Source organism: Variibacter gotjawalensis (assembly GCF_002355335.1).
GTDB classification, from domain to species: domain Bacteria; phylum Pseudomonadota; class Alphaproteobacteria; order Rhizobiales; family Xanthobacteraceae; genus Variibacter; species Variibacter gotjawalensis.
The window spans coordinates 3,016,473-3,037,172 of record NZ_AP014946.1; the positions used below are offsets into that span (position 1 = coordinate 3,016,473).

13 protein-coding genes and 4 tRNA genes are annotated in these 20,700 nt (G+C 62.2%); 11 read left to right on the forward strand and 6 right to left on the reverse strand.

Annotated elements, in window-relative coordinates; translation table 11 throughout:
* Nucleotides 1–35 precede the first annotated feature (35 nt).
* From fdhF to GJW30_RS14685, 4 genes are all read right to left on the reverse strand, one after another.
* The gene (gene fdhF / locus GJW30_RS14670) at nucleotides 36–2,951 is read right to left on the reverse strand and encodes a formate dehydrogenase subunit alpha (RefSeq protein WP_245408518.1); all 2,916 of its coding nucleotides are present in this window, start codon (nucleotides 2,949–2,951) and stop codon (nucleotides 36–38) included.
* Nucleotides 2,952–2,956: 5 nt separating this feature from the next.
* Nucleotides 2,957–4,669: an NAD(P)H-dependent oxidoreductase subunit E gene (locus GJW30_RS14675; RefSeq protein WP_096356583.1), complete on the reverse strand. Its 1,713-nt coding sequence runs from the start codon at nucleotides 4,667–4,669 to the stop codon at nucleotides 2,957–2,959.
* Nucleotides 4,670–4,991: 322 nt separating this feature from the next.
* Nucleotides 4,992–5,066: transfer RNA gene (locus GJW30_RS14680), tRNA-Glu, on the reverse strand.
* A gap of 118 nt (nucleotides 5,067–5,184) precedes the next feature.
* On the reverse strand, nucleotides 5,185–5,640 hold the full coding sequence (locus tag GJW30_RS14685) for a VOC family protein (RefSeq protein WP_096356585.1): 456 nt from the start codon (nucleotides 5,638–5,640) through the stop codon (nucleotides 5,185–5,187).
* Between the two features lie 132 nt (nucleotides 5,641–5,772).
* Between GJW30_RS14685 and GJW30_RS14690 the strand changes: the two genes are divergently transcribed.
* The 7 genes from GJW30_RS14690 to GJW30_RS14720 all read left to right on the forward strand — a co-directional run bounded on the left by GJW30_RS14690 (nucleotide 5,773) and on the right by GJW30_RS14720 (nucleotide 11,267).
* Nucleotides 5,773–6,534 carry an SIR2 family NAD-dependent protein deacylase gene (locus GJW30_RS14690; protein ID WP_096356587.1) on the forward strand — a complete coding sequence of 254 codons (762 nt, stop codon included), beginning with the start codon at nucleotides 5,773–5,775 and terminating at the stop codon, nucleotides 6,532–6,534.
* A gap of 188 nt (nucleotides 6,535–6,722) precedes the next feature.
* Complete coding sequence (locus GJW30_RS14695; protein ID WP_096356589.1) at nucleotides 6,723–7,313, forward strand: cold-shock protein; 591 nt, start codon at nucleotides 6,723–6,725, stop codon at nucleotides 7,311–7,313.
* A 115-nt stretch (nucleotides 7,314–7,428) separates the two neighbouring features.
* Nucleotides 7,429–7,896, forward strand: coding sequence for a DUF192 domain-containing protein (locus GJW30_RS14700; RefSeq protein ID WP_096358847.1), 468 nt, complete (start codon nucleotides 7,429–7,431; stop codon nucleotides 7,894–7,896).
* 69 nt (nucleotides 7,897–7,965) lie between these two features.
* Nucleotides 7,966–8,042 (forward strand) — tRNA-Pro (locus GJW30_RS14705).
* A 19-nt stretch (nucleotides 8,043–8,061) separates the two neighbouring features.
* Nucleotides 8,062–8,367: an ETC complex I subunit gene (locus tag GJW30_RS14710; protein WP_096356591.1), complete on the forward strand. Its 306-nt coding sequence runs from the start codon at nucleotides 8,062–8,064 to the stop codon at nucleotides 8,365–8,367.
* A 20-nt stretch (nucleotides 8,368–8,387) separates the two neighbouring features.
* The gene (locus tag GJW30_RS14715; RefSeq protein ID WP_096356593.1) at nucleotides 8,388–10,703 is read left to right on the forward strand and encodes a xanthine dehydrogenase family protein molybdopterin-binding subunit; all 2,316 of its coding nucleotides are present in this window, start codon (nucleotides 8,388–8,390) and stop codon (nucleotides 10,701–10,703) included.
* Between the two features lie 237 nt (nucleotides 10,704–10,940).
* The gene (locus GJW30_RS14720) at nucleotides 10,941–11,267 is read left to right on the forward strand and encodes an H-NS histone family protein (RefSeq protein ID WP_096356595.1); all 327 of its coding nucleotides are present in this window, start codon (nucleotides 10,941–10,943) and stop codon (nucleotides 11,265–11,267) included.
* A 44-nt stretch (nucleotides 11,268–11,311) separates the two neighbouring features.
* Here the strand turns inward: GJW30_RS14720 and GJW30_RS14725 are convergent.
* Together GJW30_RS14725 and GJW30_RS14730 are read right to left on the reverse strand one after the other, a co-directional pair.
* Nucleotides 11,312–11,388: transfer RNA gene (locus tag GJW30_RS14725), tRNA-Arg, on the reverse strand.
* Between the two features lie 67 nt (nucleotides 11,389–11,455).
* Nucleotides 11,456–11,532, reverse strand: a tRNA-Arg gene (locus GJW30_RS14730).
* A 107-nt stretch (nucleotides 11,533–11,639) separates the two neighbouring features.
* On the opposite strand from GJW30_RS14730, the gene GJW30_RS14735 reads away from it, so the two are divergent.
* From GJW30_RS14735 to pbpC, 4 genes are all read left to right on the forward strand, one after another.
* Nucleotides 11,640–11,846 carry a hypothetical protein gene (locus tag GJW30_RS14735; RefSeq protein WP_096356597.1) on the forward strand — a complete coding sequence of 69 codons (207 nt, stop codon included), beginning with the start codon at nucleotides 11,640–11,642 and terminating at the stop codon, nucleotides 11,844–11,846.
* Nucleotides 11,847–11,858: 12 nt separating this feature from the next.
* On the forward strand, nucleotides 11,859–13,262 hold the full coding sequence (locus GJW30_RS14740) for an amidase (protein WP_096356599.1): 1,404 nt from the start codon (nucleotides 11,859–11,861) through the stop codon (nucleotides 13,260–13,262).
* A gap of 153 nt (nucleotides 13,263–13,415) precedes the next feature.
* Nucleotides 13,416–18,629 (forward strand): alpha-2-macroglobulin family protein, encoded by a 5,214-nt coding sequence (locus GJW30_RS14745; protein ID WP_096356601.1) that lies wholly within the window; start codon nucleotides 13,416–13,418, stop codon nucleotides 18,627–18,629.
* On the forward strand, nucleotides 18,629–20,698 hold the full coding sequence (pbpC, locus tag GJW30_RS14750; RefSeq protein WP_096356604.1) for a penicillin-binding protein 1C: 2,070 nt from the start codon (nucleotides 18,629–18,631) through the stop codon (nucleotides 20,696–20,698). Before GJW30_RS14745 ends, pbpC begins: the two co-directional genes overlap by 1 nt.
* The last annotated feature ends 2 nt before the right edge of the window (nucleotides 20,699–20,700 follow it).

The window sequence follows — 20,700 nt, forward strand, 5'->3', positions numbered from 1 at the left end:
CGCCGCCATTGGCGTACGGAGCGAGGACCTCGCGGTTACTCCGCGGCTTCGTGAATGGGTTCGTCGCGTTCAACCTTCGCGGCGCAGAATTTGAACTCCGGAATTTTCCCGAATGGGTCGAGCGCTGGGTTCGTCAGCAGGTTTGCCGCCGCTTCGACGTAGGCAAAGGGAATGAAGACCACTCCATCCGGGACGGCATCGTCCTGACGCGCAGCGAGGCTCACCGTTCCGCGACGCGTTGAGACGCGAACCATGTCGCCGGGCTGGATGCCCAGCTTCGAAATAGTGCCGCGCGAAAGTTGCGCGATTGCCGTCGGCTCCAATGCATCGAGCACCGTTGCGCGCCGTGTCATGGAGCCGGTGTGCCAGTGCTCCAGCTGGCGTCCTGTCGAGAGAATGAACGGATACTCGGCATCCGGTACTTCGTCCGGCGCGGTGTAGCGCGTGGCAACGAGTTTTGCGACGCCGCCTTCGCGCGGAAAGCCCTTGTCGAACACCACATCGCGACCAGACACGTCCGGTCCATCGACCGGATAGGTGACGTGATCTTCGCGCGCGACACGATCCCAGGAGATATTGGCAAGCGCCGGCATCAACGACGACATCTCGGTGAAGACCTGACTCACGTCTGTGTAGTTCCAGTCGCAGCCGATACGCTGCGCCAAGTCTTGGATGATCCAGAGATCTTGTCGCGCCTCACCCGGCAGAGGAATAGCAGCACGTCCCATCTGGACTTGCCGGTTGGTGTTGGTGACGGTGCCGTTTTTTTCGGGCCACGCGCTCGCCGGCAATATGACATCCGCATATGACGCCGTCTCGGTGAGGAAGATGTCCTGCACGACGAGATGTTCGAGATGCGCGAGAGCGCCGCGCGCGTGGTTCAGATCGGGATCGGACATCGCGGGGTTCTCGCCCATGATGTACATGCCCTTGATTTCGTCCGCGTGGATCGCGTCCATGATCTCGACGACGGTCTTGCCGCGCTTCGGGTCGAGCGTAACGCCCCAAGCTGCTTCGTATTTGGCGCGAATTTCGGAGTTCTCGACGGACTTGTAGTCCGGGAAGAACATCGGGATCAGGCCCGCGTCTGACGCACCCTGCACGTTGTTCTGTCCACGAAGTGGATGCAGTCCGGTGCCTGGGCGGCCGACTTGGCCGCAGATTAGCGACAACGCGATCAGGCAGCGTGCATTGTCGGTGCCGTGTGTGTGCTGAGAGACGCCCATGCCCCAGAAGATGATCGCGCTTTCGGCACGCGCAAACGTGCGCGCGACTTCGCGCAGGACGTCTGGTTCGATGCCGCAGATCGGCGACATTTCTTCGGGCGTGAAAGGCTTTACGCTTTCGGCGAGCTTCTCGAAGTCTTCCGTGTAGGTTTGCACATACTGCTGATCGTAAAGCTTCTCGGTGATGATGACGTTCAAAAGCCCGTTGAGCATCGCGACGTCGGTGCCGTTCTTGAACTGCATCATCTTCCAAGCATGACGCTTCATGGCCGTGCCGCGCGGATCCATGATGATGAGCTTGGTGCCGCGTTTCGCGGCTTGCTTGAAAAATGTCGCCGCCACCGGATGGTTCTCGGTCGGGTTAGCGCCGATGACGACGATGACGTCGGAATTCTTGCATTCGTTGAACGTCGCGGTGACGGCAGCCGATCCAACGCCCTCGAGCAGCGCGGCAACGGACGAGGCGTGGCACAGACGCGTGCAGTGATCGACGTTGTTCGAACCGAAGCCAGTGCGGACGAGCTTCTGGAAGAGATACGCTTCTTCGTTCGACCCCTTCGCAGAACCGAAACCGGCGAGCGCGCGCGGACCATCGCGATCGCGCACCTTAACGAGACCGGCTGCGGCGCGTTCCATCGCTTCTTCCCACGTGGCGACCCGGAAATGCGTCCACGGATTAGCGGGATCGACGAGGTCATCAGCGCGCTTCGGCACGCCATCCTTGCGGACGAGCGGTTGCGTTAGACGTTGCGGATTGCTGACGTAATCGAAGCCGAAGCGGCCTTTCACGCAAAGACGGCTCTCGTTCGCCGGACCCGCTTTGCCGGTCACGTAGAGCAGCTTGTCGTCTTTAACATTGTAAGTGAGCTGGCAACCGACGCCGCAGTAGGGGCAGACGCTATCGACTTCGCGATCGGGGAAATATGCTTCGGTGCGGATGTTGTTCTCATCGACGAGTGTCGACGGCATCAGGGCCCCAGTCGGGCACGCTTGCACGCACTCGCCGCACGCCACGCAGGTGGAGCTGCCCATCGGGTCGTCGAAATCGAATACGATTTTTTCGTTGTGACCGCGGCCCGCCATGCCGATGACGTCGTTCACCTGAACTTCGCGGCAAGCTCGAACACACAGATTGCACTGGATACATGCATCGAGGTTGACGGCCATTGCGGGATGGCTGCGATCCGCGCCGATCTTCTCGCGCTCCGGAAAACGGCTGACGGACACATCCATCTTCGCCGCCCAGTTCCAGAACTTCGACGCAGGGTCGTGTGCGACTTCGCGCTTCGGCTGGTCCGTCACCAGAAGCTCGAGCACCATGTTGCGCCCGGCGGTGGCGCGCTCGCTTTGCGTTTTGACCTTCATGCCGGCGGTCGGCTTGCGAATGCAGCTTGCGGCTAGAACGCGCTCGCCTTCGATCTCGACCACGCAGGCGCGGCAGTTGCCATCGGCGCGGTAACCGGGCTCCGGCGAATAGCAAAGGTGCGGGATCGTGGTCCCGCAGCGTTGCGCAACTTGCCAGATCGTTTCATCGGCGCTCGCTTGAACCTCTTTGCCGTCCAGCACAAAAGTGATCGCATCGCCAGCTTGGCCCACGCCTGCGACCTTATCTACCGGCGCGCTGTGATCGACGTGCGGCTTGCCATCGCCAGTGTTCTCTCCACCGGCCGCGCCTTTTTTGTCGTGGCCGTAGCCCATCGGCTTTTGATCGCTCGGATTCGTCATATCGCTCACCATGCGCTCAGAGGCTTGGTCAGATCATCGCGGAAATGCTTCAACACGCTGATCAACGGATTTGGCGCAGCCTGCCCAAGGCCGCAGATGGACGCGTCGCGCATCACGGAGGCGAGTTCGTTGAGGAGAGACTCGTCCCACGGGCCTTGGGCCATCAAACGCACGGCCTTCTCGGTGCCGACTCGGCACGGCGTGCATTGGCCGCAGCTTTCGTCTTCGAAGAAGCGCATGAGATTGAGCGCAACTTGCTTCATGTCGTCTTGATCGGAAAGGACGACGACAGCGTGAGAACCGACGAAGCAGCCGTGTTTTTCCAGCGTGCCGAAGTCGAGCGGGATATCGGCCATCGATGCGGGAAGAATGCCGCCCGACGCACCACCCGGTAGGTAAGCCTTGAACTTATGTCCATCGAGCATCCCGCCGGAAAACTCGTCGATCAATTCCTGCATTGTGACGCCAGCGGGGGCGAGCTTCACGCCTGGATTTTTGACCCGGCCGGATACGGAGAAAGAGCGAAAGCCTTTGCGCTCGTTACGCCCTTGCGACGTGAACCACGACGCGCCTTTCTCGACGATGTCGCAAATCCAAAACAGCGTTTCGACATTCTGTACGAGCGTCGGCCGGCCGAAGAGGCCGACCTGCGCGACGTAAGGCGGGCGATGTCGCGGCAACCCGCGCTTGCCCTCGATCGATTCGATCATCGCGGACTCTTCTCCGCAGATGTAAGCTCCGGCGCCGCGGCGCAGGTGCACCTTCGTATGCGGCGAAAGGCCGGCGGCCTCTGCCTTCGCTATCTCGTCCAGCAGCATCAAGCGAAGCTCGGGATACTCGTCGCGCAAGTAGAAGAACACTTCGCGCGCTTCGACGACCCATGCTGCCAGCAGCATTCCCTCGATGAAGCGATGCGGGTCGAGTCCGAGATAGTGCCGGTCCTTGAATGTTCCGGGTTCGCCTTCGTCGCCATTGACCGCCATCAACCGAGGGCCAGGCTCGGCACGCACCAACGACCATTTGCGCCCGGTCGGGAAACCGGCACCGCCAAGGCCTCGCAAGCCTGCGTCATTAACAGCAGCTATGACGTCGTCGCGATTGCGCGCTCCATCGAGGCAAGCTTTGAGTAGCCGATAGCCGCCGTCGGCTTGATACGAGGGCAAGTCTTTTGCCGGCTCCGCTGCGTGCGCGTGCGTATCATGATGGATTGCATCTGAAACGAGTTCGGCCGTCGCCCGCATGGTCTGAACGTGCCCGACCGCAACAACCGGCGCCCGATCGCACGCGCCCATGCAGGGTGCGCGCACGACTCGAACGTCGGGTCCTAGAATTTCCGGAAGGCGATTCAGCATTTTCTCGGCGCCTGCCATTGCGCAAGAAAGGCTGTCGCAGACACGCACCGTGACGGCCGGCGGCGTATCCGCGCCTTCCTTCACGACGTCGAAGTGAGCATAGAAGGTCGCAACTTCGTAGACTTCGGTCTGCGCCATCTTCATCTCGGCGGCGAGCGCAGCAAGGTGCGCAGCCGACAGATGGCCGTAGCGGTCCTGGATGAGATGGAGGTGCTCGATCAGCAGATCGCGGCGACGTGGCCGGTTGCCTAAGAGCTCGCCGATGTCCTGGGCGGCTACGAGGTCGAGCTGACGGCCTTTGGGGGTACGGCGCGGACGCTTGCGACGCGCGGGCTCTGCGTCGCGTGGCGGTACGTGCAAATTCATTATTTCATCCCAGCGGCGCTGGCCAACGACGGGTTTTGACTTGAAAGAAGGCCCGCTTATGCCGACGTCTCTTTAGAATGACGCGCAACTGCGACTAGAACAAGCGCGTGAACAGCGTCGATTGATAGAATATCTCTATCATGAAGCGCGGCGAGTTAGATGCGCAAACAGCGCAGCGTTCGGGGTTTCGACCCGCTGCGTGACGGCTCGCTGAGCTTCTGGGACGACAATCAAAGGCTGAGGTAGGGCCGCACGAGCTGGCCAGAAACGCTTAGGTCAGCGATTGGAAAGGCGCTGATTCGAAACCAGCGGGTCAGTTCAGTGGCGTCCCCACGGGGAATCGAACCCCGGTCTTCACCGTGAAAGGGTGATGTCCTGACCGCTAGACGATGGGGACACGCCGTGATCGGGGCGGGCGTGAAAGCAGCGCCCCAAATCGGTGCCGACGTATAGAGAGGTTTGCCGAGCCGTTCAAGCCAACCCGGCTTAGGAATCCTCACGAATTTCCCAAACCCTCACCAATTTCCGGTATTGCCCATTGAAGACCACGGCTCCTGAGGCGGTAGAGCGTCGCCCTTCTGCAAAAGCTCGATCGATTGCTTGTCCGGGCTGCGGACGAAGGCCATCCGGCCATCGCGCGGCGGGCGATTGATGACGACGCCGGCGTTCTGCAGTTTCTCACAGGTCGCATAGATATCGTCGACCTCGTAGGCCAAATGGCCGAAATAGCGAGCTTCGCCGTAGTCCTCGGCATCCCAGTTATAAGTTAGCTCGACGAGCGGTGCCTCGCGACCGGCCTTTTTCGAATCGGCGACGAGCGACTTGTCGTCCGGACCGGCCAGGAAAACGTTCGTGAATTTGCCTTTTTGGTCGTCGTAGCGACGGACCTCGACGAGCCCCATCTTGTTGACAAAGAAGTCGAGCGAAGCGTCGAGGTCGCGGACGCGCAACATCGTATGCAAGTACCTCACGGGGCGTTTCTCCTTATCGTTGGGTCTACCTCGCTTAACACCGTTCGGCCGCGAAGGTCACGCTGGCTTGACGATCGGCAGATCCAAATATCCATTCAAAGCTTATGACCTCCGAACGGTCGGACAAATTCAATGATTGAAGAAAACCTCGAGAATGCCATGGCACGTTTGCGCGATATGTTCGATCGCGCCGAACGCATCCTGCCATTCACCGGCGCCGGGATATCGACCGAATGCGGCATCCCGGATTTCCGCTCGCCGGGTGGCTTTTGGACCAAGAACCGGCCGATCCCATTCGACGAATTCCTCACCGATCGTGGCGCGCGCGATGAGTCGTGGCGGCGCCGCTTCGCGATGCAGGACAGTTTCGGTAGCGCGAAGCCGGGGAGGGGACACCGTGCACTTGCACTCCTCAACCTGATCGGCAAGGCGCCGGAAGTGATCACTCAAAATATCGACAACTTGCACCAAGACTCCGGCATTCTGCCCAACGACGTTATAGAGCTTCACGGCAATACCTCGTACGCGACGTGTCTCGATTGCGGTAAACGCTACGAGCTTGCGTGGATGCGCGAACGCTTTGAAGCGAATGGCGGCCATGCACCGGACTGCGACTGCGGCGGCTTCATCAAGACCGCGACGATCTCATTCGGGCAATCGATGCCGGCCGAACCGATGCGCAGAGCCGAAGCCGCAACGCTCGCGTGCGATCTTTTTCTGGTCGTCGGTTCATCGCTGGTCGTCTGGCCGGCTGCGGGTTTTCCCGCGATCGCAAAGCGCAACGGCGCGAAACTCGTGATCATCAATCGCGACGCAACCGACATCGATGATGAAGCCGATGTCGTCGTGCGTCACGACATCGGCACTGTGCTCGCACCATTCGCCGCGCAGTAAAACTGCAGGTTCGCACCGCGGCATCCACACGCGCATGCGTTGCACTTTTGCACAGGTGTGCTGGAAACAACTCAATCGTGACGATTTCCCCCTTTGCGTCGCTTGCGACGATGTTATGGTCGAGAGTGGTTGAGTCGATGAAGCGCCCTATACAAGCGGCGCCTGAGTAACAGCGGCAGTACGGCGTTATGACGTCGGGTTTGGGGGCTAAGGGTTCCGACGCAGTATCTGCGTCCGAGCCTGAAACACTCGGAGACGGGGCGACGACCAGCGTTCTTGAGATCGCTGGCGTCATCAAATGGTTTGACGTTTCCAAAGGGTTTGGTTTCATCGTGCCCGATCAGGGCGGAGGTGATGTGCTTTTGCACGTCACGTGTTTGCGCCGCGATGGCTATCAAACAGCCTACGAGGGTGCGCGCGTCGTCGTCGAGGTCTCGCAGCGGCCGAAAGGCATGCAAGTCGTCCGCATCAAATCGATGGACAACTCGACAGCGATCCACCCGGCGCAGATGCCGCCGGCGCGCACGCACGTGCAAGTTGAACCCACGAGCAATCTCGAACGTGCAACTGTGAAGTGGTTCAACCGCCTTCGCGGTTTCGGCTTCCTCACGCGCGGCGAGGGCACCGAAGACATCTTCGTGCACATGGAAACCCTTCGCCACTTCGGCATCACCGAACTGCGCCCCGGTCAAACGGTCCTCGTCCGCTTCGGGCCTGGCGATAAGGGGCTGATGGCGGCGGAAGTCCGCCCCGACACCGGCGCTCGCTCTTCACACTAACGTTGACGCGCTTCTAAGGCGCGCGATCGCGCTTGATTTCGCCCGATTGCTGACCGAAATTCCGCCGGGCGCGTTGAGCGAGGGCGAGACGGTTTGGCGTCTCGAAAGGACGGACATGCAATTCTTCGGGTGGCGAACCAATATCGCGGCAGCTTTCGCCGCGTTGCTGATGGTTGTCGGGATCGCCGCAGCCAAGGGCCCGGAGTTTCAAACGCTCGAGATCGCGTCCGGCTCCGGCGTTCATACCTTTCTGGTTGAAGTTGTCGCGAATGATGCCGACCGCGCCAAAGGTTTGATGTACCGGAAAGAGTTGCCCGAAGGGCAGGGCATGCTGTTTGACTTCCAGCGCGAGCAAGAGATCGCGATGTGGATGGAGAACACCTATGTCTCGCTCGACATGGTGTTCATCAGGGGCGATGGCCGCATTCTGCGCATTGCCGAGAATACGGAGCCGTTATCGCGCCGCACGATCCCGTCCGGCGGCCCCGTCAAAGGGGTACTCGAAGTCGTTGCCGGCACTGCGAGAAAACTCGGGTTGAAACCCGGCGATCGCGTCGGTCATCCGATGTTTAGCGGCAGGTGACGGTTGCGTAAGGTAGTCCGAAGCGGTATCGAACCGTCACGGTGGCGCTCGCCATCCATGAATCGTCGGCGGGGTATAGCGCAGTCCGGTAGCGCGGAAGTTTTGGGTACTTCAGGTCGCAGGTTCGAATCCTGCTGCCCCGACCATTCTTGAGGCTTTGCAAGTATGACGGCTCGCATTTTCAAACCTGCCCGCACCGCGATGCAATCTGGCACCGCCAAGACGAAGGAATGGCTGCTCGAATACGAACCCGAAGAGCCGCGTTCGGTCGAGCCGCTGATGGGTTGGACCTCGTCGGGAGACATGAAGCAGCAGCTTCGTCTCCGTTTTGAGACCGCCGAAGAGGCCATCGCTTACTGCGATCGCAACGGAATTGCTTATGCGGTGCAAGCGGCGAAAGAGCCGGCGCGCCGCACCATCGCTTACTCGGACAACTTTGCCTTCTCGCGAACGACCCCCTGGACGCACTGAGCGTGCGGTGGGACTGACGCATGGGTGAGTTCGCGATCGGCCAATCCGTTCCCCGCTTTGAGGACCCGCGCCTAATCCAAGGCGGCGGCACCTATATCGACGATATCGTCCTGTCCGGCATGGCTTTCGCGCATGTGCTGCGGTCTCCGCATGCACACGCCCGAATCGTCTCGATCGACGCGACTACTGCTCGGGCGATGCCGGGCGTCCTGCTGGTGCTGACCAGCGAGGATTGGGCTGCGTCCGGTTTCGGCGACATGCCGGTTCCGGTCGGGCTCAAGCGGCAGGACGGCAGTCCGTTGTTCCGCCCGCCATATCCTGCGCTGGTCAAGGATACGGTGCGTTGGGTCGGCGATCACGTGGCTTTCGTTGTCGCCGAAACCGCGCATGAGGCCGCCGACGCCGCGGAAGCCATCGAGGTCGAGTACGAGGTGCTGCCGGCGATCGTATCGACCGCCGACGCGATGTCGCCCGATGCGCCGCGCGTTTGGCCCGATTGTCCCGACAACGTCTCGTTCTTCCACGCCAACGGCGACGAAGCCGCAACCGAAGCGGCCTTCGCCAAAGCGCATCACATTGCCAAGCACCGCTTCGTCATCAACCGCGTGACCGCGGTGACGATGGAGCCGCGCGGCTGCGTCGTCGACTATCACGCGTCCGAACAGCGCTACACCGTCCACGTTGCGGTCCAGCAGGCGCATACTTTCCGCGCCGAACTCGCGCAGATCGCGAAGGTCTCGGAGAGCAAAGTGCGCGTCGTGAACGGCGATGTCGGCGGCAGCTTCGGCATGAAGTCTTTCGTCTACAACGAGACGCCGCTGGCGATGCTGGCCGCCAAAATGCTGAAACGGCCTGTCAAATGGAAGTCGACACGGTCCGAAGCTTTCCTCAGCGACGCACAAGGTCGCGACAACGTCTCGGACGCTGAACTTGCGCTCGACCGTGACGGGAATTTCCTCGGCCTCCGCGTCAAGACGCTCGTTGCCGTCGGCGCGCATCTGCAGACCGGGACGCCGAACGTCACGGCAAACTTCAACTCCCTTGCCGGCGTCTACAAAACGCCGGCGATCTATGTCGAGGGCTTTGCCGTGCTGACGCATACGCCGCCGATCAGGCCGTATCGCGGCAACGGACGTCCGGAAGCCGCATATGTGATCGAACGCATCATCGATGTTGCAGCCGATGAGATGGAGATCGACCCAGTCGAGCTTCGGCGGCGCAATCTCATTCCGCCCGACGCTATGCCGTTCAAGACGGGCCTTTCATTCACCTACGACTGCGGCAACTTCGAAGCCAATATGGATATGGCTTTGGACCTCGCCGATGTGAAAGGCTTTGCCGAACGTCGCGACGAGTCGCGCAAGAACGGAAAGCTACGCGGGCTTGGCGTTTCGAACAGCATCGAGCGCGCCGGAACGCCGGGACTCGAGGGCGCCGAGATACGCTTCGATCGCTCCGGCGCCGTCACGCTCTTTGCAGGTAGCGTCGCGCACGGGCAGGGGCACGAGACAATCTTCAAGCAGATCGTATGCGATAAACTCGGCCTCGACCCGTCGGACGTTCGCTACATCCAAGGTGATACTGAAGCCGTCTTTTTCGGTCAGGGGACAGGCGGCTCACGCTCGGCAACATTCGGCGGCTCGGCTTTTATGCGGGCGAGCGAACGTATTATCGAGAAAGCTACAAAGATTGCCGCCCATGCGCTTAGCGTCGACGCCGGTGAGGTTAAATTCGAAGACGGAATTTTCTCCAGTCCAAAAACCAACCGCACCATGACTATTCGCGACATCGCTCGCGATGCAGCTAATCCCGCAAAACTTCCCGTCGATATCGAGGCTGGGCTCGCGGCCACGGCGGTTTACCGATCTGACGTCGAAAATTTCCCAAACGGAACACATGTTTGTGAGGTCGAGATCGATCTTGAGACAGGCAAGCCATGTGTCGTGAAATACACAGTCGTCGATGACGTCGGTACCGTGCTCAACCCAATGCTGCTGCATGGCCAAATACACGGCGGAGTAGTTCAGGGTTTAGGTCAGATACTAAAGGAAGATATTAATTTCGAGCTTGGTACCGGGCAGCTTTTAACTGGTTCATTTATGGACTATGCGATGCCGCGCGCGAGCGATCTTTGCCCTATTCACGTGGCTGCGAATCCAGTCCCGACAAAAACCAATCCGCTTGGCGTTAAAGGTGCGGGAGAAGCGGGCAGTGTTGGCGCGATGCCGGCTGTCGCAAATGCGCTCGTCGATGCTCTGGCACAGTACGGAATCAAACATATCGAGATGCCCGCGACTGCAGAAAGAATTTGGCATCTGTTGAAAAGTCGCGCCTAGCTGAGTGCACAAGTCTTCCGAACGACCATTGGGTTTCGAACGTGCAACGCACATAACGCGAACAGCCCGTGTTTGTATGCAAGCATTTTCTGCCAGATGGCAAAAAAGGTTTGCACAGGCTGAAATCCAGTGGTTTATTGTGCCATAATCGTGAGGTTGTAAGTTTCGGAGCCTGCCATTTCCGAGCGCATCCTCGGAAACCCCGCAAGGGCGGCAAAACAACATGGCGGACGCAATATGAACGAGCAAAAATTGGCAGCAATGTCGGTCGAGGACCTGATCGCATTGCGCGGAAGCATTGACCAAGTTTTGAAACAGAGATTATCGCAGGCAAAGCGCGAGTTGCAGGATAAGCTAGCGACGCTCGAACGTTATATGGGCCCCGACGCACCACGCCGCGGTGTGGCCAAGGGCACCAAGGTCGCCCCGAAATATCGTGGTCCCGACGGTGAGACTTGGGCCGGTCGTGGTGCGCGCCCAAAGTGGCTGGTCGCTGCGATGAAAGGCGGCGCCAAGATGGACGACTTCCTCATCAAAAAGCCCGGCCGAAAAAAGGTCGCTTAACTCTTCGAGCTAGGGCCGCGCGTGCGGCCCTTTTCTGTTGCGAGTGGCGACCCCGGGAGGACTCGAACCTCCGACCTTCAGCTTAGAAGGCTGCTGCTCTATCCGGCTGAGCTACGGGGCCGTTGCCGCGTCATAGCGCGTTTGCGCGTACCGGGGAACTTACCGGCGAGTCGTTGGCAAATTGGAAATGGCGACCCCGGAAGGATTCGAACCTCCGACCCTCAGAATCGAAGTCTGATGCTCTATCCAGCTGAGCTACGGGGCCACCTGCTTCTGGTCGCATGCTGCGATGAGCCGCGCAACCCTCTTGGCGGGCGATCGGGCAAAGCTTAGGGTTGCGGCAGGGCCGGTCGTCCGAGGGAAATCACGCACATGAAGATGCTCGTTGCGCTTGCCGCCGTCGCTACTGCTTTTCTTCTCTCGCCGCCGAGTGCAGATGCACAACGCTACCGCGTTTTTTGCGCGGCACCGGGCGGGCCTTGGTGCCAGATCGGCTGTGGTAGCAACGCTCGTGCGGTTGCCTGCCGCGCGCAAATTATGCCGAACGGGCGCTGCTTCAAACGCTGCGTGAAGATGTAAGGCCGCCAGAGCATGACTGATTTTGCTTCGTTGTCGGCCGCCGATCTCGCTCGCCTGTATGCGCGCGGTGAAATCTCGCCGGTCGATGTCGTCCGAGATTGCTTCGCGCGCATCGAGAAATTCAATCCCGCTATCAACGCCTTCAACGTGCTCGACCGCGAGGGCGCACTCGCGACCGCTTCCGAATCGGAGGCGCGATGGAAGAAAGGCGAGGCGAGGGGACCGGCCGACGGCATTCCGGCGACCATCAAAGACAATGTCTGGCTCAAGGGTTTTCCGAGCCGGCGCGGCTCGCTGACCAGCGACGACGCGCCGATGAAGGAGGATGCGCCGGCGACCGCGCGGCTGCGAGAGGCCGGCGCGCCCATTCTCGGCAAGACGACGCTGCCGGAATTCGGCTGGATCGGGGCTTGTCATTCGCCGCTGACCGGCATCACGCGCAACCCTTGGGATCTGTCACGCACCACCGGCGGGTCGTCGGGTGGAGCCGCCGCGGCAGCGTTGCTCAATCTCGGCTGGCTGCATGTCGGGACCGACGGGGCAGGATCGATCCGTATCCCGGCCGCCTTCACGGGCGTCTTCGGCATCAAGCAATCGTTCGGCCGGGTTGCCGCTTATCCGGCTTCACCCTTTTCGGTGCTGGCGCATGTCGGCCCCCTGACGCGGACCGTGACCGACGCCGCCACGATGCTGTCCGTAATCGCGCGGCCCGATACGCGCGACATGATGGCTTGGAATACACCGGCGCCGGACTATCGCATCGGGTTGAATGACGGCGTTGCCGGCTTGCGCATCGCCTGGAGCCCGAAGCTTGGCGGCAACGCCAGAGTCGATCCCGAAGTTGCCGCGGCGACGGCGGACGCCGCCAAAGTCTTTGCCGATCTCGGCGCGCACGTCGAAGAGGCCGATCCCGAACTGCCGAACGCCGAGGACCTCATCCGCAAACTTTGGTACGCGGTGTCAGCCTACATCGTCGCGGGCTTATCCACGGAAAAGCGTGAGCTGCTCGATCCAGGTTTCGCGGCAATTGCCAAGCAAGGCAAGAACTACGACCTGCACGACTGGTTCATAGCCTATACGGCGCGCTTCGAACTTTCGAAGGCAATGTCGAAATTCCACGAGCGCTACGACCTGTTGCTTTCGCCGACGATGCCGGTCCCGGCTATCGAAGCCGGCCGTGTTACACCGGCGGACGGCAGCTATGGCGATGAATGGATCAATTGGTCGCCCTTCACTTATCCGTTCAATCTGACGCAACAACCGGCAGCCTCCGTGCCGTGCGGATTGACGAAGGCCGGGCTACCGATCGGCCTGCAAATTGTCGGCCCGATGCGGGAGGATGCACTGGTCCTACGCGCCGCTCGCGCCTTCGAGAGTGTGCGGCCGTTTGCAAATCTGTCCGCACCGCGCATGTAAAATACCGAAACTCCGTCACCGTCCCGACACGATTCGCTTTTGAAGTGGGCGCGCTGTCTCACGCATGATCGGGATTCGGACGCTAGCGGGCGCCGCGCGATTGTGCGATCCAAACATTGATGACTTCGGCCTTGGCCTTGAGGGGTTAAATCTATGGCTGGTTTTCTGCGAGCTGTTCTCGCCACGACGATGCTTGCTCTCGCGTCGTTCTCTTCCCCGTCCGCAGAAGCCGCCACAAAGGCGTATCAACGCGACGACCTCGCAGATGCCGCGATAAAGCTTGAAGCCGAGATCAAGCGTGAAGCCGGCGCTGTCGCCAAACCGGTCGCGACGCTTCGCCGCGAGATCGACATCGCGATCGAGCGCGGCGAGACCGGCACGGCTCTGCAGGCGCTCAGCCAAATCATCTCGGTCGAGCCGAACGAAGCCGCGCATTGGCTTCGCCTCGCCCGCACAATTCTGCGCGTTGTCCCCAGCGAGCCGCGCGAGCGCACGACGCTGCTCGAGCGCGCATCGACCGCCGCCTATATCGCGTATCAGCGCGCCGGCAACAACGCCGAAGAGGCCGCAAGCCTCGGCGTTCTTAGCCAAGCCTTCACGGAACGCCGCTTGTGGCGTCCGGCGCTCGATACGCTGCGCATTGCGCTGCAGGCACGTGAGAGTTCCGATGCGCGGGCGCGTTACGAGAACATGCGCTCCGAGCACGGCTTCCGTTTGCTCGACTACAGCGTCGACTCGGACGCTGCATCCCCGCGCATCTGCTTCCAGTTCTCCGAAGCGTTGCCGGGTAAGCGCACCGACTTCACGCCGTTCGTGTCGGTCGTCGGCATGGACAAGGTCGCGATCACGGCTGAGGAAAAGCAGCTCTGCGTCGAGGGCCTCAAACACGGCGAGCGCTATGCGATCGCGCTGCGTGCCGGTTTGCCGTCAACGGTTTCCGAAACGCTGATCAAGTCGGCCGACTTCAACGTTTACGTCCGCGACCGCAAGCCGTTCGTCCGTTTCACCAGCAAGGCCTATGTGCTGCCGAAAACCGGCCAGCAAGGCATTCCGGTCGTCAGCGTCAACACGCAGAAGATCAAGGTGCGCATCCTGCGCGTCGGTGACCGCAATCTGATGGCGACAATCCTCGGCCGTGATTTCCAGCGCAATCTCGAACGTTACGAGATCGATCGCATCGCCGACGAAAAAGGCATGGAGATCTGGAAGGGCGAACTCGCCGTCGAGTCCCAGCTTAATGCCGATGTGACGACCGCATTCCCGGTCACCGAAGCCGTCTTCAACATGCGGCCCGGCATCTATCTGATGACGGCGGAGCCGGATGGTCCGAAAGCGGACGACGATTACAGCTCCGTCGCGACGCAGTGGTTCGTCGTCTCGGATCTCGGGCTCGCGTCGTATTCGGGCAATGACGGCGTCCACGTCTTCGTGCAGTCGCTCGCTTCGGCGGAGTCGAAAGCGGGCGTCGAAGTCCGCCTGATGTCGCGCAGCAACGAGGTGCTGGCGACGCGGCAAACGGACGCCAACGGCCTCGCTCGATTCGAGGCCGGTCTCGCGCGCGGCGAGGGTGGTCTCGCCCCCGCGATGGTGATCGCCTCCGACGCAACAGGCGACTACGGCTTCCTCAATCTCAAAGGCCCGGCTTTCGATCTGACCGATCGCGGTGTGGCCGGCCGCCCGCCAGCGAACGGCCTAGATGCTTTTGTGTTTGCGGAGCGCGGCGTCTACCGCACAGGCGAGACCGTCCACCTCACGGCGCTATTGCGTGACGCGAAAAGCGTCGCCAGCGCCAACACGGCACTCACGCTCGTGTTTGAGCGGCCGGACGGTGTCGAATATCGCCGCATGGTGGTCGCGGATCAGGGTGTCGGCGGTCGTGCCGTCAGCGTGCCGATCATTGGCTCCGCACCGACCGGGACTTATCGCGTCAAAGCTTATGTTGATCCGAAGGGGTCGGTGATCGGCCAGACGACGTTCTTAGTCGAAGACTACGTGCCGGACCGCATCGAGTTCGAACTCGCATCGCCGACTGGAAAGGTCTCGAAGACCGAAGCCGCCGACGTGACAGTCACAGGCCGTTTCCTCTACGGCGCGCCGAGTTCGGGCCTCGGTCTCGACGGCGAAGTCGTCATCAAGCCAGCGAAAGAGCGCCCGGGCCTCGCCGGTTATCAGTTCGGTCCGTCCGAGGAAGAAGTGACTAACGAGCGCCAGACACTAGAGGGACTGCCGGACACCGACGAGAGCGGCAAGGCGACGTTCAAAGTTTCGCTCGACAAGCTGCCGGAAACGTCAAAGCCGCTCGAAGCGCAGGTCGTGGTTCGCATGGCCGAGTCCGGCGGCCGTGCCGTCGAACGCACGCTGACACTGCCGATCATTCCGTCGGCGCCGATGATCGGCATCAAGCCGCTCTTCAACGGCAAGTCGCTCGGCGAAGGCGAGATGGCGACGTTCGACGTCGCGATGGTCTCGACCGACGGCAAGATGATGGAGCGCAAAGGACTCCGTTACGAACTGCTTCGTATCGAGTCCCGCTATCAATGGTACCGCCAAAACGGCCGCTGGGAGTATGAGCCGGTCAAGTCGACGAAGCGTGTCGCTGACGGCCGCATCGATGTCGGCGCCGACAAGGCCGGACGTATTTCGGCGCCGGTCGAGTGGGGCCGCTATCGCCTCGAAATCTCGACGGACGATCCGAGCGGCCCGCTGACCTCGGTCGCCTTCGATGCCGGCTATTACTCGGAAGCGACGGCGGACACGCCGGACGTGCTCGAAGTCGCGCTCGACAAGACCGAGTATCGCCCCGGCGACGACATGACGGTCGCGGTCACGGCGCGCGCCGCAGGTCGCATAAATATCTCGGTCATCAGTGATCGCCTCGTGACGACGACGTCGGCGCAGGTGCAAGCCGGTACGGCACGCCTTCCCGTCAAGGTCGGCGCGGACTGGGGTAGCGGTGCCTACGTCGTTGCGACGCTCGTCCGTCCGATGGACACGCAAGCCCAGCGCATGCCGGGCCGCGCCATCGGCCTGCAGTGGTTCGCGATTGATCGGCGCGCGAAGTCGCTGACAGTCGAGCTGCGCACGCCGTCGCTCGCGCGCCCTGGCTCGACACTGAAGGTGCCGGTGAAAGTGAACGGCCTCGCCGCGGGTGAGGAGGCACGCATCACGGTTGCGGCCGTCGACGTCGGCATCCTCAACCTAACCAACTACAAGCCGCCGAACCCGACCGACTACTACCTCGGTCAGCGTCGTCTCTCGGCCGAACTCCGCGATCTCTACGGCCAATTGATTGACGGCATGCAAGGTACGCGCGGCGCAATCCGCTCCGGCGGCGACGGCCCGGGAACCATCTCCGGCAATCCGCCGACGCAGCCGCCGCTCGCGATGTTCTCGGGACTCGTGACTGTCGCGCCGGACGGCAGCGCGGAGGTTTCCTTCGATCTTCCGGCTTTCGCCGGCAGCGTTCGCGTCATGGCGGTCGCGTGGTCGAAGAACAAAGTAGGCAATGCGCATGCGGACGTGATTGTCCGCGATCCAGTTGTGCTGACGTCGACGCTCCCGCGCTTCCTGCTCAACGGCGACCGTGGCAATCTGCGGCTCGAAGTCGACAATGTCGAAGGCGAGGCGGGCGACTATCGTTTGGCCGTCAGCGCCGAAGGTCCTGTCACCATTGGCACTGGCGCGACGCAGACGATGCGGCTCAACGCCAAACAGCGATCCGGCCTGTCGCTCCCAGTCACGGCATCCGGCGTTGGCCTCGCCAACGTCAAGGTGAGCGTCACCGGTCCGAACGGTTTCGGCATCGAGCGCAGCTACGTGCTCGCCTCCAAGCCGGCGACGCAAGTGCTGACGCGCCGCAACGTTCGTCCGATCGCTCCGGGCGAGACGATCACGCTGACCGGCGACATGCTCGCCGACCTTCTGCCGGGCACCGGCAGCGCGACGATCTCGGTCGGCCCGTCCTCGGCACTCGATGTCGCGTCGTTGCTGCAGGCGCTCGATCGTTATCCGTTCGGCTGCTCGGAACAGATCACCAGCCGCGCAATGCCGCTGCTCTACGTCAACGAACTCGCGACCGAGCAACAGCTCGCTCTCGACCAAACCGTCGATCAACGCATCCGCGACGCGGTCGAGCGGCTGCTCGGGCGGCAAGGCTCGAACGGTTCGTTCGGCCTGTGGTCGACAGGCGGCGACGACGCATGGCTCGATGCCTATGTCACAGACTTCCTGACCCGCGCCAAAGAACGCAACTTCGCGGTGCCGGAGGTCGGCTTCAAACTCGCGCTCGACCGCCTGCGCAACTTCGTCGCCAACGCCAAGGAGCCGGAGAAGGACGGCGGCCGCGAACTCGCCTATGCGCTGTATGTTCTCGCTCGCAACGGCGTCGCTCCGGTCGGCGACTTGCGCTATCTCGCCGATACGAGACTGAGTTCGATCGCGACGCCGATCGCCAAAGCCCAGATCGCGGCCGCGCTTGCGATGCTGGGCGATCAGGCCCGTGCCGAGCGTGTTTATCAGGCCGCGCTCGAAACCATCTCGCCGCAGCCGAAGCTCGAATACGGGCGTTCCGATTACGGCTCGTCGCTGCGCGACGCCGCCGCGTTGGTGACGCTTGTGTCCGAGACGCGCGGTCCTCGCGCGATCGTCAACCAGGCGGTCGAGCGCGTCGAGGCCGCGCGTAACCTCACGCCCTACACCTCGACGCAGGAGCAGTCCTGGATGGTGTTGGCGGCACGCGCGCTCGGCAAAGGCACGCGTATCTCGGTCGATGTGAGCGGCGAGCAGCACAACGGCTCTTACTATCGCCGCCTCAGCGAGGCTGCGCTGCGCAGCCCGATCACGCTGCGCAACACCTCGACGGTGCCGCTGCAGGCCGTCGTCTCGGTGATGGGCGCTCCGGTGACGCCGGAGCCCGCGATCGATCGCGGCTTCAAGCTTGAGCGGCAATACTTCACGCTGTCGGGTGAAGCCGCCAACCCGAGCCGCGCCAAGCAGAACCAGCGCTTCGTCGTGGTGCTGAAGGTGACCGAGCCAAAACCGGACTTCGCGCGTGTGATCCTTGCCGACTATCTCCCGGCGGGCTTCGAGATCGACAACCCGCGTCTCGTCTCGTCTGGCGACACCGGAACGCTCTCGTGGATTCAGGATGCGCTGGAGCCGGTGCACACCGAATTCCGCGACGATCGTTTCGTCGCGGCGTTCGATCGCAAAGCTGGAGCACCGTCGGTCTTCACCGTCGCATATGTCGTGCGGGCCGTCTCTCCTGGGCGTTACGTGGCGCCGCAGGCGTTCATCGAGGACATGTACCGGCCGGACCGCTTCGGGCGCACCGGTACAGGCGCGATCGAGGTCGAGACGGCACGCTGATGCGCTTCATCCGCAAACGCTGGCGCTGGCTTGTGGCAGGCTTTGCCGCAAGCCTCGCGGTTGCGTTCGTCGCGGGCGTCGTGTGGGTGAAAAGCCTCGGACCTGCGCCGCTCGGCGAAGGTCTCGAATTCTCGACTCTGGTGCTCGACCGGGAAGGGCGCATGCTGCGCCCTTACGCGACGGCCGACGGTCGCTGGCGCTTGCCTGTCAGCCTCGCGAACGTCGATCCGCGTTACGTCGAGACGTTGATCGCGTATGAGGACAAACGCTTCCGCGACCATCGTGGCGTCGATGCTTTCGCGCTCGGCCGTGCGGCGTGGCAGCTCGTCACCAATGGCCGCATCGTTTCGGGTGGCTCGACGTTGTCGATGCAGGTTGCGCGCCTGCTGGAGCCGCGCGCCGAGCGATCCTTCGCCGCGAAGGCGCGTCAAATCGTGCGCGCGGTCCAACTCGAAAGCGCGCTGACCAAGGACGAGATCGTCAACCTTTATCTCAATCTCGCGCCGTTCGGCGGCAACCTCGAAGGCGTGCGCGCAGCATCCTTCGCGTATTTCAACAAAGAGCCGAAACGCCTCTCGCTGGCCGAGACTGCGCTGCTTGTCGCCTTGCCGCAATCGCCGGAAGCGCGGCGTCCCGATCGTTCGGTCGCAGTCGCGCGTGCGGCGCGCGATCGCGTACTCGATCGCATCGCGGAATCGAACCTCGTTTGGTCGCATGAAGTCGATCGCGCGCGAATGGAAGCCGTCACGGCGCAACGCCATCCGATGCCGGCGCTTGCCGCGCATGCGGCCGACAACGCGATCCACGTCGCGCCGGACCGACGTGTTCATTCCCTCACTATCGAAGCGCCGCTGCAGAAGGCGCTGGAGCAGCTTGCGAAAGAGCGAGCGCCGACGATCGGGCCGGAGATTTCGATCGCGATTGTGGTCGTCGACAACGCGACCGGCGAAGTCCTCTCGCGCGTTGCCTCGGCGGATTACTTCGACGACAAGCGCGCGGGCCAAGTCGACCTCAGCCAAGCGCTGCGCTCGCCAGGGTCGACGTTGAAGCCCTTCATCTACGGCCTCGGCTTCGAGGATGGTCTGATCCATCCCGAGACGTTGATCGAGGATCGGCCACGCCGTTACGGCAGCTACGCGCCGGAAAATTTCGACATGACGTTCCAGGGCACCGTGACGGTGCGCAAGGCATTGCAGTCGTCGCTCAACGTCCCAGCCATCGCGGTGCTCGACGCCGTCCGATCCAGCCGTTTCACGGCGCGGTTGACGCAAGCCGGGGCAGGGCTGGTGTTGCCCGACGGCGAAATACCCGGGCTCGCCATGGGCCTCGGTGGCGTCGGCATTCGTCTCACCGACCTCACGATGCTTTATGCCGGCGTTGCACGTCTCGGCAATACGATCACGCTGACGGAGCGCCTCGACAGCACCGAAAAACCGACCGAGCGTCGCCTGCTCGAGCCGGCGGCCGCTTGGCAGGTCGGTAACGTTCTGCTCGGCACTGCACCACCGCTCAACGCCGCGCCTGGCCGCATCGCCTACAAGACCGGCACCAGCTACGGCTATCGCGACGCATGGTCGGTCGGCTTCGATGGCAAGCGCACCGTCGGCGTCTGGGTCGGCCGACCGGACGGCGCGCCGGTGCCCGGAATGCTCGGTCGCACCGCCGCGGCGCCGATCCTGTTCGATGCGTTCGCGCGCATGGGCAAAATCCCGAGCCCGCTGCCGGCCGCCCCGCGCGGCGTGCTGACAGCGGCAACCGACAAGCTGCCGCCGCCGCTGCAGCAGTTCCGCGGGCTCGGCGAGGAGGTGAAGCCTCAATCCTCACTCCGCATCATGTTTCCGCCGAACGGCGCGCGGCTCGATCTCTCAAGCCCGGGCGGCCTGTTGGAGCAGGTGGCTCTGAAGGTTTCGGGCGGCAATGGTGCGCTGACGCTGCTCGCCAACGGCATCCCGGTCGGCACCTCGACGAAGCGCACGGTCTTCTGGACTCCCGATGGTCCGGGCTTTGTTCGCCTCACGATCACGGATAGTAACGGAGCGGCAGAAAGCGTGATGGTCCGCGTTCAGTAGCG

Coding starts and splice junctions, on each gene's coding strand:
- GJW30_RS14700 (WP_096358847.1), top strand. CDS start 7,429: ATGCAATTCTTCGGGTGGCGAACCAATATCGCGGCAGCTTTCGCCGCG.
- GJW30_RS14715 (WP_096356593.1), top strand. CDS start 8,388: ATGGGTGAGTTCGCGATCGGCCAATCCGTTCCCCGCTTTGAGGACCCG.
- GJW30_RS14720 (WP_096356595.1), top strand. CDS start 10,941: ATGAACGAGCAAAAATTGGCAGCAATGTCGGTCGAGGACCTGATCGCA.
- GJW30_RS14695 (WP_096356589.1), top strand. CDS start 6,723: ATGACGTCGGGTTTGGGGGCTAAGGGTTCCGACGCAGTATCTGCGTCC.
- GJW30_RS14675 (WP_096356583.1), bottom strand. CDS start 4,669: ATGAATTTGCACGTACCGCCACGCGACGCAGAGCCCGCGCGTCGCAAG.
- fdhF (WP_245408518.1), bottom strand. CDS start 2,951: ATGACGAATCCGAGCGATCAAAAGCCGATGGGCTACGGCCACGACAAA.
- pbpC (WP_096356604.1), top strand. CDS start 18,629: ATGCGCTTCATCCGCAAACGCTGGCGCTGGCTTGTGGCAGGCTTTGCC.
- GJW30_RS14735 (WP_096356597.1), top strand. CDS start 11,640: ATGAAGATGCTCGTTGCGCTTGCCGCCGTCGCTACTGCTTTTCTTCTC.
- GJW30_RS14740 (WP_096356599.1), top strand. CDS start 11,859: ATGACTGATTTTGCTTCGTTGTCGGCCGCCGATCTCGCTCGCCTGTAT.
- GJW30_RS14745 (WP_096356601.1), top strand. CDS start 13,416: ATGGCTGGTTTTCTGCGAGCTGTTCTCGCCACGACGATGCTTGCTCTC.
- GJW30_RS14710 (WP_096356591.1), top strand. CDS start 8,062: ATGACGGCTCGCATTTTCAAACCTGCCCGCACCGCGATGCAATCTGGC.
- GJW30_RS14690 (WP_096356587.1), top strand. CDS start 5,773: ATGATTGAAGAAAACCTCGAGAATGCCATGGCACGTTTGCGCGATATG.